Annotated in this window: 15 protein-coding genes and 2 pseudogenes; 6 read left to right on the top strand and 11 right to left on the bottom strand. The window is 69.4% G+C overall.

Annotated elements, in window-relative coordinates; translation table 11 throughout:
* Positions 1-92: 92 nt before the first annotated feature.
* Positions 93-1,229, bottom strand: coding sequence for an ARPP-2 domain-containing protein (locus ACZ68L_RS18980; RefSeq protein WP_469578214.1), 1,137 nt, complete (start codon positions 1,227-1,229; stop codon positions 93-95).
* A pseudogene (locus ACZ68L_RS18975) lies at positions 1,226-2,703 on the bottom strand (hypothetical protein). The gene ACZ68L_RS18980 and the pseudogene ACZ68L_RS18975 overlap by 4 nt, the downstream one beginning before the upstream one ends.
* 208 nt (positions 2,704-2,911) lie before the next feature.
* Between ACZ68L_RS18975 and ACZ68L_RS18970 the strand changes: the two are divergent.
* A complete protein-coding gene (locus ACZ68L_RS18970; protein ID WP_469578211.1) occupies positions 2,912-3,823 on the top strand; it encodes a Gfo/Idh/MocA family protein in 912 nt (303 codons plus the stop codon).
* 295 nt (positions 3,824-4,118) lie between these two features.
* Here the strand turns inward: ACZ68L_RS18970 and ACZ68L_RS18965 are convergent, their stop codons facing one another.
* Positions 4,119-4,478 carry an arsenate reductase family protein gene (locus tag ACZ68L_RS18965; protein WP_469578207.1) on the bottom strand — a complete coding sequence of 120 codons (360 nt, stop codon included), beginning with the start codon at positions 4,476-4,478 and terminating at the stop codon, positions 4,119-4,121.
* Positions 4,479-4,598: 120 nt separating this feature from the next.
* On the opposite strand from ACZ68L_RS18965, the gene ACZ68L_RS18960 reads away from it, so the two are divergent.
* Positions 4,599-4,868, top strand: coding sequence for a hypothetical protein (locus ACZ68L_RS18960; protein WP_376222640.1), 270 nt, complete (start codon positions 4,599-4,601; stop codon positions 4,866-4,868).
* 936 nt (positions 4,869-5,804) lie between these two features.
* Here ACZ68L_RS18960 and ACZ68L_RS18955 read toward each other — a convergent pair.
* Positions 5,805-6,068 carry a hypothetical protein gene (locus ACZ68L_RS18955; RefSeq protein ID WP_469578200.1) on the bottom strand — a complete coding sequence of 88 codons (264 nt, stop codon included), beginning with the start codon at positions 6,066-6,068 and terminating at the stop codon, positions 5,805-5,807.
* Between the two features lie 927 nt (positions 6,069-6,995).
* Between ACZ68L_RS18955 and ACZ68L_RS18950 the strand changes: the two genes are divergently transcribed.
* Both ACZ68L_RS18950 and ACZ68L_RS18945 read left to right on the top strand, forming a co-directional pair.
* Positions 6,996-7,421: a hypothetical protein gene (locus tag ACZ68L_RS18950; RefSeq protein ID WP_469578197.1), complete on the top strand. Its 426-nt coding sequence runs from the start codon at positions 6,996-6,998 to the stop codon at positions 7,419-7,421.
* Between the two features lie 127 nt (positions 7,422-7,548).
* Positions 7,549-8,223: pseudogene (locus ACZ68L_RS18945) on the top strand (relaxase/mobilization nuclease domain-containing protein); the annotation flags it as partial.
* Positions 8,224-8,277: 54 nt separating this feature from the next.
* On the opposite strand, the gene ACZ68L_RS18940 reads toward ACZ68L_RS18945, so the two are convergent.
* Genes ACZ68L_RS18940 through ACZ68L_RS18920 form a run of 5 tightly spaced genes read right to left on the bottom strand, consistent with a single transcriptional unit; the run spans position 8,278 to position 12,786 of the window.
* Positions 8,278-8,802, bottom strand: coding sequence for a P-loop nucleotide/nucleoside kinase family protein (locus ACZ68L_RS18940; RefSeq protein ID WP_469578194.1), 525 nt, complete (start codon positions 8,800-8,802; stop codon positions 8,278-8,280).
* A 39-nt stretch (positions 8,803-8,841) separates the two neighbouring features.
* Positions 8,842-9,714 carry a glycosyltransferase family 2 protein gene (locus ACZ68L_RS18935; protein WP_469578192.1) on the bottom strand — a complete coding sequence of 291 codons (873 nt, stop codon included), beginning with the start codon at positions 9,712-9,714 and terminating at the stop codon, positions 8,842-8,844.
* The gene (locus ACZ68L_RS18930; protein WP_469578190.1) at positions 9,708-10,943 is read right to left on the bottom strand and encodes a glycosyltransferase family protein; all 1,236 of its coding nucleotides are present in this window, start codon (positions 10,941-10,943) and stop codon (positions 9,708-9,710) included. The genes ACZ68L_RS18935 and ACZ68L_RS18930 overlap by 7 nt, the downstream gene beginning before the upstream one ends.
* On the bottom strand, positions 10,940-11,644 hold the full coding sequence (locus ACZ68L_RS18925) for a hypothetical protein (RefSeq protein WP_469578187.1): 705 nt from the start codon (positions 11,642-11,644) through the stop codon (positions 10,940-10,942). Before ACZ68L_RS18925 ends, ACZ68L_RS18930 begins: the two co-directional genes overlap by 4 nt.
* Positions 11,641-12,786, bottom strand: a complete 1,146-nt coding sequence (locus ACZ68L_RS18920; RefSeq protein ID WP_469578185.1) for a glycosyltransferase family protein — start codon at positions 12,784-12,786, stop codon at positions 11,641-11,643. Before ACZ68L_RS18920 ends, ACZ68L_RS18925 begins: the two co-directional genes overlap by 4 nt.
* Positions 12,787-12,932: 146 nt before the next feature.
* On the opposite strand from ACZ68L_RS18920, the gene ACZ68L_RS18915 reads away from it, so the two are divergent.
* A complete protein-coding gene (locus ACZ68L_RS18915) occupies positions 12,933-13,907 on the top strand; it encodes a helix-turn-helix domain-containing protein (RefSeq protein WP_469578183.1) in 975 nt (324 codons plus the stop codon).
* 5 nt (positions 13,908-13,912) lie between these two features.
* Positions 13,913-14,473 (top strand): peptide deformylase, encoded by a 561-nt coding sequence (locus tag ACZ68L_RS18910; protein WP_469578180.1) that lies wholly within the window; start codon positions 13,913-13,915, stop codon positions 14,471-14,473.
* Between the two features lie 59 nt (positions 14,474-14,532).
* On the opposite strand, the gene ACZ68L_RS18905 is transcribed toward ACZ68L_RS18910, so the two are convergent.
* Complete coding sequence (locus tag ACZ68L_RS18905; protein WP_469578700.1) at positions 14,533-15,477, bottom strand: PQQ-like beta-propeller repeat protein; 945 nt, start codon at positions 15,475-15,477, stop codon at positions 14,533-14,535.
* Positions 15,478-15,627: 150 nt separating this feature from the next.
* Positions 15,628-16,557 (bottom strand): hypothetical protein, encoded by a 930-nt coding sequence (locus tag ACZ68L_RS18900; RefSeq protein WP_469578178.1) that lies wholly within the window; start codon positions 16,555-16,557, stop codon positions 15,628-15,630.
* Positions 16,558-16,999: the final 442 nt, after the last annotated feature.

Here is a 16,999-nt window from a genome sequence, read left to right as displayed (position 1 = left end):
GCTGCGGTCCGGTCTCTGCAGCGCAGCTTCGCAAGACGCGATTTCCCGTCCGTTGCCCGAATGTGAACCCCGTGTTACCGAGGTTCACTGCGCTACGCGCGGGCTCTGAGCAGGGTCTCGAAACCGGCGGCGCGGATCCGTCGCACCAGTTCTTCCTCACTGGTGCCCAGCGCCTCGGCCGCCCGCGCGAGCCGCCAGCCGGCGTCGGAGAGCCGGTGCAGCAGATGTCCGCGCCTGATCTGGGCCTCGGACAGCCGGAACGTCTTCAGATACGCGACCTGCCCCTTGTGGTCGGTGATCGTCTCGCCGATGTGGCGGCCCTCCCCGTTACGGAGGAACGGCGGCAGGAACCGCCACAGCGTGAACGAACCCATCCGGTACACCCGGTCGAAGGTGTACGGGGTGTCAAGCAGTTCACGCGCGAACAGCGTGTCGTGTGCCTCGGCCCACTCCCGTTCCTGCGCCAGCGCCGCCGCCCGCAGACCGGCGAGCGTTCCCAGCCGCGGACCGTCGGGAATGCGTGCCGCGAACTCCGGGACGGGCGCACCGTAGAGCGCGTACTGGTGGACCAGCTCACCGTACAGATCCTCGATCAGCGAAGGGTGCAGCAGACGGTAGTCGTCCGGATGCGGTGTCACGAAGGCGGCGGCGAGCGCGTCGGCCGCGTACACCATCACCCCGCACTGGCCGGGATGGATCTCGAAGGCCCGCAGCGCGTCACCGAGCCCGCGCACCGACCACCCCAGGTACGCGTCCTCCGCGCGCGGCGAGAGCCCGTCGCGCAGCGCCTGGCGCGACCACTCCTCCCAGGCGACGGCGGGGCCACCGAAGTGCAGGGCGAGATAGCCCTCCAGCGCGAGGTGCAACGGCAGGAAGCGCAGCCGGTCGCCCGGCTGCCGCTTGGCCATCCGATGGTGGTGGCGCTGGAGCCGGGCGGTCCGGAGCGGCGGGTTCCCGGCCGGGGCGCCCGGTCCGGCGCCGAGCTGCGTACCGTACGCGACGGACTGTGCGCCCTCGCCGGACCAGTCGGCGACGAAGCCGTGCGGGATGTACGAGGTGTAGCGCGTGCGCGGACCGACGTCCACGACGCCGTTCCCGTACCCCGTGTAGAGCACCCGGTGCAGCCGGAGCCCCTCGACCGGCTGCTCACGCACCAGCGGCACCAGCCGGATGCCGCCCCACACCTGGGCGGGGCGGGCGGCGAGACCGGACAGTTCGAGCCTGTTCACGCCGCGGCCCCCCTCTGCTCACCGGTGAAACGTGCGACCTGGCGGTCCAGATAGGCGTACAGGGCCGCCGTTCCCGTACGTCCCTCGGCGAACTGCGCGATCTCCACCAGCGCGGGCAGATCCTCCGCGTCCCGGATACCGGCGGTGGGGACGCCCGGTGCGAGGTGCCGCACGTCGAATCCGTCCGCGTCGTATACGGGGTTCACATGCACCACCGCCGTGTGCCGGTCCGGGTCGAGCCGGGTCCGCCACACCCGCAGCACCTCGCCCGCGAGTCCGGGCGGCGCGTTGTCCCAGCCGTCCGAGACGATGACCAGCCGGTCCGGACCGTGCTCCAGGGCGTCCAGGACCCGGATGCCGAGCGGGGTCGGTCCCCAGGGCCTGACCAGCAGCGGATCGGTGCCGCCCGAGGTCCACAGCGCGGTGTACGCCCCCGGCGCGGCCAGCGCCTCCAGCAGGAAGTGGCAGGCCAGCGCCACGGCGAGCGGACGGCGTCGCTTCTCGCCCGATCCGGACGACGAGTAGCTGTCGTCCAGTACGGCGGCGACCCGGCCCCAGCTCCCGGCATGCGGTCCCGCCGTACGGCGGGCGGCGGCCCGCAGGGCACGGGTCAGCTCCTCGCGGTGGAGCCGGCGCGCCCCGAAGCCGAGCGACAGGACGTACAGGGCGAGCCGGGTCAGCGGCATCACGGTCAGGTCGACGCCCTGGGGCAGCGGAGCCTCGTCCCCGGCGGCGCGCTGCCCCAGGCTCCGCAGCCGCTCCAGCCGGGTCATCCTCGGCACCGCCCGCTCAAGGAACACCTCGCGCTTCATCCCGTGCCGGGCGGCGAAGCCCTCCGCGACGTGAAGGGCAGCTCGCCGACGGCCCCCTGCTCGTAGTGGGCGCGCCGCCACGCGTCGAGCAGCCGGTGCCGGTAGCGCGGCCGACGCCCCGGCCGGAACAGGAAGTCCCCCGTCTCGTCCGGCCCGTCGAACCGAAGGTGGACATGGCGCGCGGCGGTCTTCAGCCCGGAGCGGTACTTCACCGCGTCGTGCGCCGGATCCGGCCGGGCGGTCAGCCAGTCGCGCACGATCGCGCGGGTCCGCCGGTTGTTCACCTTCGCCCCGCGCAGGGCCCGGAACAGCCGGTAGACACGCTGCGGCGGCAGCTTCGCCAGCCGGGCGGCGATCAGTCGGCCCTCGGTGCGCTTCTCCTCGGTGGTCGCGTCGGCGGCGGTCTCCAGCAGCCCCTGGACGATGCGCGCGGCGTTGTGGTCGTTGATGTCGAGGGCGAGCGCGGCGGCGTACACGCGGCGGTAGTTGACCCGTACGTACTCATGGAGGAAGTCCAGCGAGAGTTGCTGCTGGTACGCGGTCGTACGGAACTCGCGCTGTCCGGTCGCGGTGATCGCCGCGTTGACGAAGAGGAGCACGTCCTCGGCGGCGACGAGGCCGGAACCGGCCCCGGCGCGCGCGGCCTCGCCGCTGGTCGTCATGGTTTCCCCCGTGGTGTCGCGCGCCCCGGTGCGAAGGGGCGGAACGCCGGCCGGGGAATGGGGGCGCGAACAGCGAAATCAGTGCTTCAGAGGCAAGTCCCGGAAGTCGCGCCGGAGTCCCGCGGCCGGCACCGCAAACGTAGCCAGGAAGTCCACTCCCCGCCAGTTCAATACGGGAGCGGTCCGGCGAACCCGGCAGACTTGCCCCATGACGACACTTCCCCCGACCCCGTTGCGTATCGGCCTCGTCGGCGCGGGCCCCTGGGCCCGGAACACCCAGGCCCCCGCCCTCGCAGCCCACCCCGGCGTCGCACTGAGCGGCGTGTGGGGCCGACGACCGGAAGCCGCGAACGCGCTGGCCGCCGCCCACGGCACCACGCCGTACACCGGCGAGGCGGGCATCGACGAGCTCTTTGCGGCCAGCGACGCGATCGCGTTCGCCGTGCCGCCGGACGTCCAGGCCCCGCTCGCCGCCCGCGCCGCAGCCACCGGCCGTCATCTGCTGCTGGACAAGCCGGTCGCGACCACCGTGGCGGCAGCCCGCGAGGTCGCCCGGGCCACGGAGCATACGGGGGCCGCGTCCATCGTCTTCTGCACCCTGCGCTTCGCGGCCGAGACATCCGACTGGGTCGCCGAACAGGCTGCCGTGGACGGCTGGTTCACCGCCCGCGCCGAGTGGATCGGGGCGCTGTTCGCCCCCGGCGCGACCAGTGAGTACGCGGCCTCGCCCTGGCGCCGCGAGAAGGGCGGTCTGTGGGACGTCGGTCCGCACGTCCTGTCGGTCCTGATCCCGGTCCTGGGCGACGTCACACAACTGACCGCGGCCCGCGGTCCGTCCGACACCACGCACCTGATCCTCCGCCACACCTCCGGCGCCTCCAGCACGGTGACGCTCGCACTGGGCGCCCCGGTCGGCGCGGTGGGCGCGGAGATCGAGCTCAGGGGCGAAGAAGGAACCGTCGCACTGCCGCGGTGGAGCGATCCGGTCGGCTCCTTCCGGTCAGCGGTGGACGCCCTGATCGACTCGGTGCGCACGGGGGAGCCGCACTCCTGCGACGTACGGTTCGGCCTGCGTCTGACGGAGCTGCTGGCCGAGGCGGAGGAGCGGGCGGGGGAGTAGCGGGAGCGGGGCATGGGGCGGCGGCGCGCGGGTCCCTGCGCGCGAGGGACTGATCCATCCGTTCCGGCCGCCCCGTCAGTACCCCGCCCGGACGGGGGAGGTGGTGCGACGGCCCGGTGAGCGGTGTGCAGGAAGCGTCGGACCGCGACCGTCTCGTTCTCGTCGAATGTGCGCAGCACTGCCACCGTGTCGTCGATCAGCGGCCCGAAGAAGGGCCGGCCCGGCTCCATGGCACGTGGCGTCACGCTCAGTAGGACCCGTCGCCGGTCCCGACCGCTTCCGCCCCGCGACGAGTTCAGCGCTTCATGGCGTCCCGTACCGCCTCGTCCGTGCGTGCCACGACGGCGGTCCCGTCGTCAGCCGTGATGATCGGCCGCTGGATCAGCTTCGGGTGCCCGGCGAGCGCCGAGATCCACCGCTCTCGTGAACCGGCTTCGCGCGGCCACTCCTTGAGCCCGAGTTCCTTCGCCTCCGCCTCCTGCGTCCGCGTGATGTCCCACGGCTCCAGCCCGAGCCGGTCGAGCACCGCCCGGATCTCGTCCGGCGAAGGCACGTCCTCCAGGTAGCGGCGGACGGTGTACTCGGCACCCTCCGCGTCGAGCAGTTCCATCGCGCCGCGGCACTTCGAACAGGCGGGATTGATCCAGATCTCCATGGGGCCAACGGTACGGGAAGGACGTTCCGAAAGCCCCGCCGGCCAGCGACGATTGTCAGTGGTGGGCCGTAAAATAGAGGGAGTTCGTGAGGGTTCCACGACCGTGCCAGGAGGTTGCCCATGGCCGTTGCCGTAGTCACGACCGAGCCGCTCCACAAGCCGCTGCGGAAGAAGCCGCTCCCCGCGGGCCGGCCCCGCGAGTGGTACGTCACCCACAACCGCCGCCTGAAGGCCATGCGCCTGGCGATCGCCCTGCTCGACACGGGCGTCTACTACCCGTCGACCGCGACCAACGACAAAATACACACGATCGCCGAGCGCATCGGCATCCACCCGCCGTCCGACACGACCTGCCGCATGGTCCGCGCCCTGATCCGATACGGCCGCTGACGCTCGACTGCTCGCACACCCGAAGCCTGTGCCCTCGGAGACCCCGGGGGCACAGGCACGTACGACCGCACCCGGCTCAGAACCCATTACAGGTGGCAGTGGCAGTGGCACGGGACAGGTGGCAGTGGCACGGGCCCCGGACGCCGAGGCCGTCCGGGCGGTCCCGTCGTCCACTGTCACGACGCAGGCTCCGGGACACCGCGCCTCCAGGGGACAGCCGTTCCCTGCGCGCGACTGCCGCTCCGGCGCTCACCCGTTCGGCGCACACGGCATGCGGCCCCGCCCGCCGTCCCTTTGACTGAGGGGATGGGCCGGTGCTGGGAGGCGCGATGACGAGGAAGGCCGCGCGAGCTCCGTGGGCCGTCCTGCTGACGACGGCCGTGACGTCGACGGCCGCCGCCTGTTCCGACGACGGCGGCAACGCCTCCGAACAACGGAGTCCAACGCCGCGTCCGCCGCGGCGTCGGTGACATCCAAGAACTCCGACGTGGTGACCTCGGCGACAGCTGGATGTATTCGGACGTTCCGACCACGCAGCGAGGCGCCGTATCTGTCGTCGTGCGCCCGCCAGGGAATGCGTGTGACAGCCCTCAGGCTCCGGCGTACGCCGGAGCCACGGTCTGCGGGGAGCCCGGCGGTCCCCGGTGAAGGCGGTCTCAGCCGGCTGGTGGCTGGAGCGACTGTCCGGTGCCGTGGGAAGAATCCCCTGGAGGCAGATCCGGCGGGGGCGGCGGCAAAACATTCACGACGGTCGGAGCTGGGGGATTCGAAGGCGTGGGCACCTGAATGAGGAAGGGGAAGAATACAATCCGGCTACCCGTATTCAGAGCCCGCTGCGAAACCCGATAGCAAACGGTCTCGTTCGGATTGTGAATGGATGTATAGCACTTGAGTACCGACGATGCGACCTGAGAATTCTTCGGTGAGGCAACGGAGTCACTCGCCGATGTGCCCAATATGCCAGCCGCCAAGAGGGAGGCCGCCGCTGCGACACCGATGTTCCGCAAGGTTGTCTTCTTCATGTTCATCAGCCCAAAGGCTCGGAGTGAACTGGAATGTCCCACCAGCGCGCTTGGGCTTCAGCGGCCCCAACGTCATGGCTGAACAGGGACGATTCTCGTAGAACTGGTACTGGGCGTCGACAATCATTGTATCGTTCGGTCCGGTCTGCTGCTGGCCCGTCTCGTTCAGCTGGGTCACATTCTCCGGGTTGCGCCTCATACGGCACTTGTTCCAGCCGTCGCAGTTCCTTCACGTACATTTTCTCACGCTTCTCCTGCTCTTCAGTTGTTTCCCGCCTGCACCCGTTGTTTCCCGCGTATCGGCGCCCAGCGAACGGTCACAAGTCAACTCCCCAGTGATGACTGGTTGAATCTGGGAAAAGCGTTCGGCGCGACATCCTCAAAAAGTATGCGCAAGATGTACGAGGAGGGATTCCGGGATTCCACTCGGAGTTGCTGCTGCCAGTTCCGTCACTACGTCAGCGTCACGCCGGAGCCACGCCGTGGCTCTGGCCCGCCGCTCACGACGGTGACTGGAACAGCAAGCACAGTGCCGAAAAGGAGAAAACCGTGAGAGGAAACGTCGTCCTGAGTTCCGCCGCGACAGTCGCGCTTGTCGGAGGGTTGGCTGCGACCACTGTCGTACCTGCTTCCGCTGCCCCGACCCCAACGTGTCGGGTGGTAGCAAGTACCTTGACCGGAGAGAACTTCGATCCCAACGGGACGTTCACCGTCTCCCCTGGGGGAATGGTGCTGCGCCCTTCTCCTGACGGTCGTATCGGACCGAGCGCCGTAACGGGCGCGGGCAGCTTCTCCATAGGCCCTGTGGCCTGCACCGGAGGGGGATCGGCGACATCGGCAGGAGCAGGTGCGGCCGCTGCCGCGGCTGCCGGAACGAACGCGGCACAAGCAGCGAGAAGCAGAGGCGCCTCCCCGCAAGAGGCGAGGGCGCAGGGCGTAGCGGCGGCGCAGGCCACCGGGAGAAGCCTTGGCCTGTCGCAGACAGTGATCAACCAAGTCGTCAATCAGACAACCAACAACCTGAACCAAATCATTGGTTCCACCATCGGTGGCTCCGTCATCGCGGGGAGTGGCAATACCGTCGGCGGCGGTAACACGGTCGGTGGTGGCACGACTGCGCCGACGACTGGTGGCGGGACGACTGCGCCGACGACTGGTGGTGGCACGACTGCGCCGACGACTGGTGGTGGCACGACTGCGCCGACGACTGGTGGTGGCACGACTGCGCCGACGACTGGTGGCGGGACGACTGCGCCGACGACTGGTGGCGGGACGACTGCGCCGACGACTGGTGGCGGGACGACTGCGCCGACGACTGGTGGTGGCACGACTGCGCCGACGACCGGTGGCGGGACGACTGCGCCGACGACCGGTGGCGGGACGACTGCGCCGACGACGGGTGGTGGCACGACTGCGCCGACGACGGGTGGTGGCACGACTGCGCCGACGACCGGTGGTGGCACGACTGCGCCGAGCACCACGACGGGGACCATGTAATCCGGCACAGGGCCCGGCGAGCAACCAGTGGTAGCGCAGGCCCAGTCATTCCCTCGTGGTGTCCTGCGCCCGATAGTTGATCGTCAGCCTCGATCGTTCATGAGCCCTCATCGGTTACTCGATGAGGGCTCATGAACCTGTGCGGTGCGTCCGACCCGGAGCGGGGCCAGCTGGATGCCTTCAGCGACGCCCTGCATAACCTGGCCGACGCCACTCACGGCCCCCACCAGGCCGAACTACAGGCAGCAGCGACGGCGTTCAACCGTTCCCGCCGCTCGGCGATCCGGGCCGACCACCAGGCCGGCGCCTCCCTGCGGGACGCCGCCAAGGAACTCGCCTACGCCGCAAACGAGCCGGGCGGGCTGGCCATCGCCCTCATCTTCGCCGCACTCCACCTGGCTCGCGCCGCCGCCAATTGGCACGCACAGCGCGGCCACCAGCAGGCCAGCGAGCCGATCCTGGCAGACCTCTCCCACCGAGCCCCACGCCAGCAGACCATCGACCGATTCGAGGCCACCGTGCGCCAAGCACTCCCCGACCGCGCCGACCAGATCCAGGCTGATCCTTTCTGGCCCGCCCTCACCACCACGCTTGCCCGCGCCCAGACCGCCGGCCACAATGCCCGCCAGCTCCTGAGCGAGGCTGCTGCCGAGCGTGAACTCGACACCGCGGACTCACCGGCACAGGTCCTGGTGTGGCGCATCACCGCCCAGCCGAACAAGCCCGTGCAGGCAGCGCGCAGGCGAAGCACCGTGAGCGCCACGTCCTTCGTGTCCGCACCTCAGCCTGCGCCTACGGCGGTGCGCGAGCAGAGCGCCGAGCGCAGCCAACGCCAAGCACGTGGCGGACCACGCCATGGTCGGTGATATCGAGCAGTCAGTGGGTCTGCTTCAGTCCTGCCTGTGCCTGACCGCAGACAGCGCCGCCACGAGCGCGTCCAGGTCTCCGGTGTGGGCGATCACTTCTTCGTCGTCGGCCGGGGAGTCGAATCGGGCGAAGAAGTCGTCGAGGGCTTCGGGGGTGAGGGCGTTGGCGTCCTCGCGCTCGTTGCGCTTGGCGAGGCGTCGCAGCAGCTCCTCGCGGTCGGCGGGGAGGTAGACGACGAGCGGGTGGCCGCCCGCTTCGCGGGCGGCCTGCTGCCAGGCGTCGCGCTCGGCGCGCCGCCACAGCCCGTGGTCCAGGACGACGTCGTTGCCGGCCTCCAGCTCCTTGACGAACCGCTGCCGGATCGCCTCGACCACGGGCCGTTCGCGCTCGAAGTAGGTGTCCTCGGGGTAGTCCACGCCGTATCGGCCGTGGAGGCGGTGCACCTCCTCGTCCACGGACAGCCGCATGTAGCCGTGGTCGGCCAGGGCCTGGGCGACGGTGGTCTTCCCGGAGCCGGTGAGACCGGCCAGGAGAACGGCGAGGGGCACGTGGTCATCCCTTCCGCGACGAGCTGTCCGTGGGCGCGGTCATTTTCCATCCTGGCAGGTGTGCGCGTGCGGTCGCCAGGTCGTGACGATGCTGCGGGCCTCGCTGGGCCAGCCGAACGGCATGCGGTTTAGGCTCACCCGGCGGAAGGCGAACCGCAGATCGCTGGTGTTGATCACGCCGCCGTGCCGGCCGACGTGCGACAGGAGGCGGCTGGCCTCGTCGCGCACGGCCGGGCTCTGTTCCTGCCATGCGCCGGTCGAGAAGTGCTGGACCCGGCGGCGGAGGTCGTCCAGGACGCCCGAGCGCCACTTGAAGTGGTGAACCGCGCAGATACGGTCGGCATCCGGACGCTGTCCGGGGGCCCTGTGGTTGCCGCCCGCCACGGTGACATCGTGGCGGGCGAGAACGATCTTGCGGGGGTCTCCGTGCAGGAGCCGGTGGGTGAGGTGCCCACCGAGGGGGTAGGCGAGATCCAGTCCGACTTCGGGCCTCCAGCTGGTCAGGCGCCCACTCGCGGCGATCCGGTCGAGCATCAGGCCGCCCACCACGCGGTGCCCGGACTTCTCGGCCTGGGCGATCACCTCACTCAGCGGGGCGGGGTATTGCTGGAACTCGTCGGCATCGGCGAGCAGATGCCAGCCCGGGCCGGCCCGGTGCCGCAGGGCGTCCCTGAGCTGGGCGTTGGTGTGCTCGTGCCATGGGCCGGTGATGGTGCCGGTGGGGATGATGCCCAGTTCGCGGCTGGCGGCCTGGAGTTCGTGCCGCTGCTGGTCGGACACGTGCTCGGGGAAGTGGAAGGCGATCAGGAACCGCTCGACACCCAGCCACCGGTAGTGGCGGACCCAGGCGGCCAGCAGCGGGGGTTCGACCGGGCCGACGACGGCGATCAGCGCGGGAGGGGTGCTCAGCATCGGGACTCCTTCGTACGCAGTGAGGCGAAGGTGCGGGTGAAGAAGTCGGCCTGCCCGGCCGCCGACCACATCCCCAACAGGTGGGGTGCCTCGGGGCCGGGCCGCTCGGGCGGCTGACGGATGACGCTGTGCAGGGCCTCCGCGAGGGTGTCCGGGGCGCTGGCGGTGAAGGTCAGGGCCCAGGGCCGGCCGCTCAGGCGGGCGGTGAGACCGGGGTCGTGGTCGGAGACGACCAGGGGGACGCCGAGGCGGGCGGCGTCCATCACGAGCCCGGACTCCTTGCCGACGCCGGGGCGGCGGGTGACCAGGGCGGCGTCGGCGGCGGCGTAGACCAGCCGCAGCACCGATTGGCTGACCGGTCCGGGCACCGTGTGGAGGCGGACGTTCGGCAGGTCACGCCATCGGGCGAGCATGGCTTCGTCGAGCGGGATGCCGGTGACCACCAGGTGCAGCGGCTCCTTCAGCAGGGTCAGGGCGGCGTCGATGACTCCGATGTCCTTGTAGGGCCACCAGCCGCCGACCAGGCACACCGCGGCTTCGCCGGTGGGGATGTCGAAGGCGGTACAGCCGCCGTCGCGTTCGGCGTCGGTGAGGCGGCGGCCGTCGTCGACCGCGAAGGCCCGCACCACCGCGGGCAGGTCCGGGAAGGCTGCCGCGCACTGATCGCCTACGGCCTGGGTCGGGCACACCGCCAGAACCTGCCTCTCGCCCCGGCGGGCGAGCCGGCCGAGGAACCGCACGGCGGCGTCCTCGGTAGTGACCTGTTCGTGGATGAACCGCAGGTGTGGTAGTCCGCCGAGGAGAGCGGCGGCACCGTGCAGGGCCTCGCTCGCGCTCAGGATCACCACCGCCTCGGCGCCGGGCTCTAGTCGGCGGGCGGTCCGCAGGGTCGACGCCTCCGCAAGGCACCGGGCGATGAGGGTGGTCTGGTGCGGAAGCCGCCGGAGGAAGCGCGGCCGGCGGCGCGAGCGGAAGACCGGCAGCCCAGCCCTGGAGAACCCGGCCGCAAGGCGGGAGACGGCCAGCAGTATGGCCGCCGGGTGCCCGGCCGGTGCAGTCACAAGCCGGGGCCCAGCCTCCCGCAGGGCCGCCACCACCTCGCAGGCGATCCCGTGTGGGGCGATGACCAGGCTCCCGGGCCGCGCCTGAGCGAGGGCCACCAGCGTGCGCTGGTGGTGCCCGCCCAGGCGGTCGGCGTATGGCTCGATCAGCACCAGGGGTCCGGTCACCCGCCTACCGCCTGGTCCCCGTGGGCGGCGGTGAACCTTGCCCGCAGCCACGTGGGGTCGTTGAGGTGGTCGAACTGTCCGGAGGCGCGGGTGCGCTCCTTGGCGAAGGCGACCCCTTCGCGAGCCCCGGCGGCGGCGTACGGGGCGAACTCGCCATTGCGGCTATTGGCCCATGCCTCCACCCGCTGGCGGGAGTCATCGTCGGCCATGCCGTACTCGCTTCCGCGAGCGAGCATCGCGCACTCCCGGAAACCGGCCTTCCACGCGTGGAAGGGGCTCTGGTTGAACCGCGTGATCCCCGCGGTCTGCTGGGCGAACTCGATCCGTCCAGGCAGGGCAGCGAGCACGTCCACGGCCTCGCCCATCTCACGCAGGGCACTGCGGCGGATGAGCTTGAGCCCGCCGTATCCATAAGCCAGGCCGTTGACCGGGTTGATCGCTCGCCACACCCGCATGGAAACCCCCTCGTTCAGCGGTTCGACTGCAGCCACATCGAAGTCGGCGGCAATGGCAAAGTCCCCGTCGGCGAGGAGGAACTGCTCGCGGTCCACGACCTCGGCGCACAGCCGGTAGGCCCTGCGCATCCCGTGCACCCCGTGCAGGCGCTTGACCGAACCCCCGAGGGTCCGTTGCAGCCGCGAGTGCAGGGCGTCGGCCATCGGCTCGTCGTACGACAGGAGAAGGGCGTCGAAAAGCGTCACGACAGGGCCTCCAAGTAGCGTGCGGCGACCCGTGCGGGCGTGAAGTCAGCGGTGGAGGCGTAAGCACGCTTGGCGTGCACGGCGTGGAACTCATCGTCAGTGGCGAGGCGCTCGGCGAGTTCGACGGCTTCAGTCGGTGTGGTGAAACACAGCTCGGGGTCGATGTGCTCGGCGAGCCAGCCCAACCGGGGCGCGATGACCGGCAGGCCCATGCCCTGGCAGTCGATCACGCTCATCGACCAGGGGCAACCGGGGCGGAACGGGGCGATGCCGAAGCGGGCACCGGACAGCAGGTTCTTGTAGCGGACGCGGTCACCCCGGTCAGACACGATCTGCACGTGCGGCAGGGCGGCGAGCTGGTCGCGCATCCGCTCGGGACTGTCGTCCAGGCTCTTCCGCTCCGCGCGGCGCGCCCCGAAGAGATCCATGACTCGCAGCCGGACCGTGCCAGGAGCGGCGAGATCCACGAACTGCTCGGTGCCGTAGTGCGCGTACAGCCGGTGGTTGTAGACGCCGATCGCACCAGCGCGGTACTCGGGTTTGGCATGGGCGGGGTCCCGAACGAGGCGTTCGTCGCGGGGAGCGGGCACGACCCGCAGCTTGTCGTCGAGATCCACCGTCATTCGAGTGGCAGCGGCAGACACCCAGGACGCGGCCATGCCGGAGTGGACCATCACCCGGTCGCAAGCGGCCAACCCAGCGGCGAATGCCAGCAGTACGGGCCTGCCCAGTCCGGCGTCGTTCATGGAGGGGTCGAGCAGTAGCTGCCCCTCGGCAGTGAACGAGAACGGAAGGTAGTGGCAGTAGCCGACCAGCAGTGCGTTCGATCCGGCCTCCATCAAGGCGACACGTAGGGCGGAAGCCTCCTCGATCTGGTTGGCCACCACCGCGTCCGGCCGCTCGTCACGAATCAGTTCCACCAGTTCGTCGAGGTCGGACGAGAACCGTGCCCGGTACTTCGTTTCCGGCACCCCGGTCAGGTAGAAGCCGCAACGTTCGTCTCCGACTGCGGCCGGGGAGGCTACGGTCACGCTCGCTCCGGCATCCACCAGTGCCGGAGCGAGCAGGTCCGCGAAGATCCATCCGGAATCAGCGGACAGACGGTCGGGATTGGAGATATTGAGCAGGTACAACACGTGCATCGAGTGCCTCCTTCATTTACCCGGACAGGTCGATCCGGGGGTGATGAGGGAAGGAAACCGGTGACGTAGGTCGTGACGGGATGATGAACTGGGATCACTCACGGTTCATTCATGCTCACTGACCATCACGCGGGGGCGGGCCTTCGATGGACGCGCAAGGCGAAGAGATCACCGTCGACCAGGCGGCCGAGGACTTCGCGGCGGAAGTGGCACGCTGGCGCGAGGTGCGCGGCATGCCCAAACGGGCGCTGGCTAGGGCGATGGGGTTCGACCCCTCCTACGTCAGCCACGTGGAGTCGGGCCGCCACAAGCCCAGCGAGGACTTCGCCCGGCTCGCCGACGAGGCGCTGAACGCGGGGAAGGCCATCTGGCGGCGATGGCGTGAGTACGAGAAGGCGCGGGCGCGCACCAGCCTCACGTCTTCGGCTCCGCCGGCTCCCCGCCGCCCCGAGCAGCCATACGCAACCGATTCCGCCCTCGTCGTCGAGCACGACGCGGCCTTCCTCCACTACGACGGCCGCTCCTACCGGCTCACCATGCGCCGACTGTTGCGTAACACCGGCACCGAGCCGGTGACCCGCTACCTGATCCGCGTCTCCGTCGACCGCTACCCCGGTGATCCCGAGCGATCCAACGCCCATTACCGAGCACATCCCCTGACCTGGGACGAACTCGATCTCACTGCCACTTGCCGCGGCGAGGCGATGCGGTGGCAGGCGAAGCACGACCGCGACGCCTTCAAGGAAGTCTGGCTGCTCTTCGACAACGAGCACGGCCGCTTCCCCCTCTACCCGGGCGAGTCCGTCTGGATCGAGTACGCGTACACCGTGGGCCATGAGAAGTGGGGCAACTGGTTCCAGCGAGCCGTACGACTGCCCACTGAGCAACTCGAAGTCCGGCTAGTCTTCCCGGCTGCCCTCGACCCCGTCGTCTGGGGCACTGAGACATCTATGACCGCCGAAGCCTCCCCCCTGCGAACCCCACCCATCCGCAGTGACGACGGTGAACAGCGGACTTTCACGTGGATCACGACCACGCCCGCACTGCACGCTCGGTACCGTCTGGAATGGCGGTTCCGGGCACAGCCCGAACCCGATACGAACCAAGGGGAGTTCAGGTGATGGACATGCGGCCCAGCCAGCGGATGCGAGACCTTGGAGTCGTCCAACAGGGCGCCGCCATCCTCACCGAACCTGCCCGCGCCTTCGACCTGCCCGCCGAACGGGATGAAGCAGAACGGGTCGTAGACGAGTTGTTCGCCGCCATGGACCGAATCGGCCAGGTCCACCCCTTCGCCAAGGGCATGGGCCTCGCGGCCCCACAGATCGGCATCAGCCGCGCCGCCGCTGTCGTCCAGCCGCCGGGCGACGCGCCCGCCATTGTTCTGCTCAACCCACGGATCACCGACTGCTGCGACGAGACGGACGAACAGTACGAGGGCTGCTTGAGCTTCTTCGATGTTCGAGGCATCGTCCCACGGCCCCTGAAGATCACTGTCGAGACCGCCGCACTGACCGGTGAGACGGTGACCACCGCGTACGAGCGGGGCCTCGCCCGTCTTGTCCACCACGAGATCGACCACTTGGGCGGGCTCGTCTACACCGCCCACATGCGGGCTGGTGTTGAGCCGATCCCGGTGGAGGAGTACCGGCAGACTGGTATGGCGTGGGCCTACAAGAGCGGCTGAGTCTCTTGGCAATCCCCTGGATGGCTTACGGCACCCCGAAAGTGCGGCGCTGAAACGCGTCACTCCGCAGCGTCGAGGCCTATCGCGTGAAGGTCGCCGTTTCCGGTGACGACATAAAGGACACTGCCGTGCAGCAGGGGCATGCCTTGTACGTCAGGATTCCAGAGCAAGCCCTCACGGCTACCTGCGAGGCGTCGCCGGGTGCCCAGATCCCAGCCTTGGAGCACTCCCGCACGACTCACTGCCCAAGCCGAGTCGCCCGCGAGGTACGCGGGAGTCATGAGCGCGGCGGTCGGCCGGACCGCGCCGCGCCATGCGACCGTTCCGTCAGCGTCGTCCAGGGCGATGAGCCGGCCGGGATCCCAAGACGTGATCAGCACATGTTCGCCCGCCGCCATGGGCCGGGTACGGAGAGATTTCGCGACCTCAACCGTCCAGCGATTGTCGCCGGTCAGCGCATCCCAGGACGAGACGTGGCCGTCGGGGTGAGCCAGATGGATTGACGTCTCGGACGTCGTCGGGCTTCCGACGACCAAGTCGCTCAATGGCCTCTGCCACAGCAAAGTTCCGCTGTGCACGTCGTACGTCGCCAAACAAGCTGCCCTCGTGCCGGGTTCGGGGGCTATCGCGAGGAGTCTGTTGCCGGAGACCAGCCAGTGCTGCGGAGGGAGAAGGCGGAGCGGTTCGGGCCAGCGTGGGTGGCCTGTGTCGGCATGGAGAGCCTGAACTGCCCATGGCCGGGAGGAGTTGGGGCAGAACCAGGTAACGAACACAGTGCCATCGACCATGCGCGGGGGCTCAAGGAAGCCCGTGGCCGTCGGCTCAGGACGCCAGCTCCACAAGCGCCGCCCCAAGGCCGTGTCGTAAGCGTGCAAGGCGCCCCTTAGATCCGGCACATACAGCGTGCCGCGATCGCACACCGCCTGTGCCGCCGCGCAACGGTCCAGGCGGGGGCCGGTCTCTGCGCCCGAGCGGATGTCCCGGGGGCGGAGTGTGTTTCCCATCCCCGAGGTGAAGACGGTGGTGCCGTCCACGGGCGGCTGGTTGTTGTGCCCCATCGGCTTCGGTCTCCACAGCGGCTCGCCCGACTTGGCGTCGAAACCGTGCAGGACGTGGCCGTCCACGACCAGCAGCGTGTCGCCGTGGAGCCGGGGTTAGGCGCCTGACCGCAAACGATCCGAACGCGACCACAGGGGGCGTGGAAGTCTCCGACTCGCGGCTCGCTTGCGGCGGGGTCGTGGCGTGTCTGGTGGGGTGGGTGGAGTCGGGGCTTGAGTCAGCGGCCAGCCTGAGAGGGCCTGGAGCAATGACTCGCGGGTCACAATCGCACCGGTCGGAGCGTAGTCGCTCGCGCATTCCCTCAGCCGCGAGAACAGCGCGGATCCATCGGCCGCTGCTCCCTGGGCGGCCACCGGCTGGAGTCGCTCCACGGCTGCCGTGCGGTCTTCGGGACGGATGCCCTCCAGGCGAAGGTCCAGGATGGACAGGTGAGCCAGCAGCCGAAACGTCAGGGCATCCGGGGCGAGCCCGGAATCAGGGGCACCGGAGTTCACCGCGCCCGTGACCAAAGCCTCCAGGTCTCTGAGCGCACGGTGTGCCGACTTTTTCAGCCGCCCCGGCTCGGCCACGAGGTCACGAAATACGCGGGCACTCCCGGCGGCGGCGACAGCATATCTGGCCAGATCTTGCAGGGATTCTGCTCGCGGGAAGGGTGAGGCCACGGCCAGTGCCAGATGCCAGCGGCCTGCGTTCAGAGACGCCCACTGTTCTTGCAAGGTGGTCAGGAACGACGTCATCAGCTCGACCGACGGGGGGTTCGAGACGGCCAGCTTCGGGCGGCGGCGTACGGCGACCGAAAGGCTGTGCCGAGGTCCATTGTCCGCGCAGCCGGTGACCAAGTAGTCGTCCACGGCGGTCACGGCGCGCGCCTGAAAGCGGACCTCGACAGGTGTCACCTCGTCACCCAGACCGGGCACCGGTGTGCGGGTGAGTAGGTGTGAGAGCAGGACGGCACCATAGTGGTGCTCGAATACGGTCCCGCCCCCGCCGGTCGAGTACGGACTCGCGCCGGCCGATGCGTTCATGTAGGCCCTTGTCCTCTCAGGCCGTCCGCGGGACTGCCTCTCGCTGAGTCCCCTACCGCCTGAGGCAGGTATGAACGTGCCGCCCGAAAGTCTACGTATCGTCCCACTGGAGTGTTTCGCGAAGTGGTGTCCGTAAAGTGTGGCGACCGCCGGGAGGACGGGAACGCAGACGAACGAGGGCCGCTACCCCGTGGTCGGGGTAGCGGCCCTCGTTCATGCCGCTGACGTCACGTCAGCGAATTGGCCGCGCGGTGCACACTCGGTGCACAAGGGCATGGAAACCGACCGGTGACAGTGAGAACTGCTGAGAAGAGTTTTCGCAGGTCACCCGACCCCGTGGTCTAGAGGCAACGCCGTTCAGTTAGGGCGGGGTCTGGGGTGTCAAGGGCTGCTCGTGAGCATGTTGATGCTGATGGTGGCTTTGTAGGTGGTGCGGTCGATG

The sequence above is a fragment of the Streptomyces sp. NPDC104309 genome (assembly GCF_055584025.1).
Note: the sequence above shows the minus strand (reverse complement) of the source record. Positions and strands in the feature narration are given on the sequence as shown.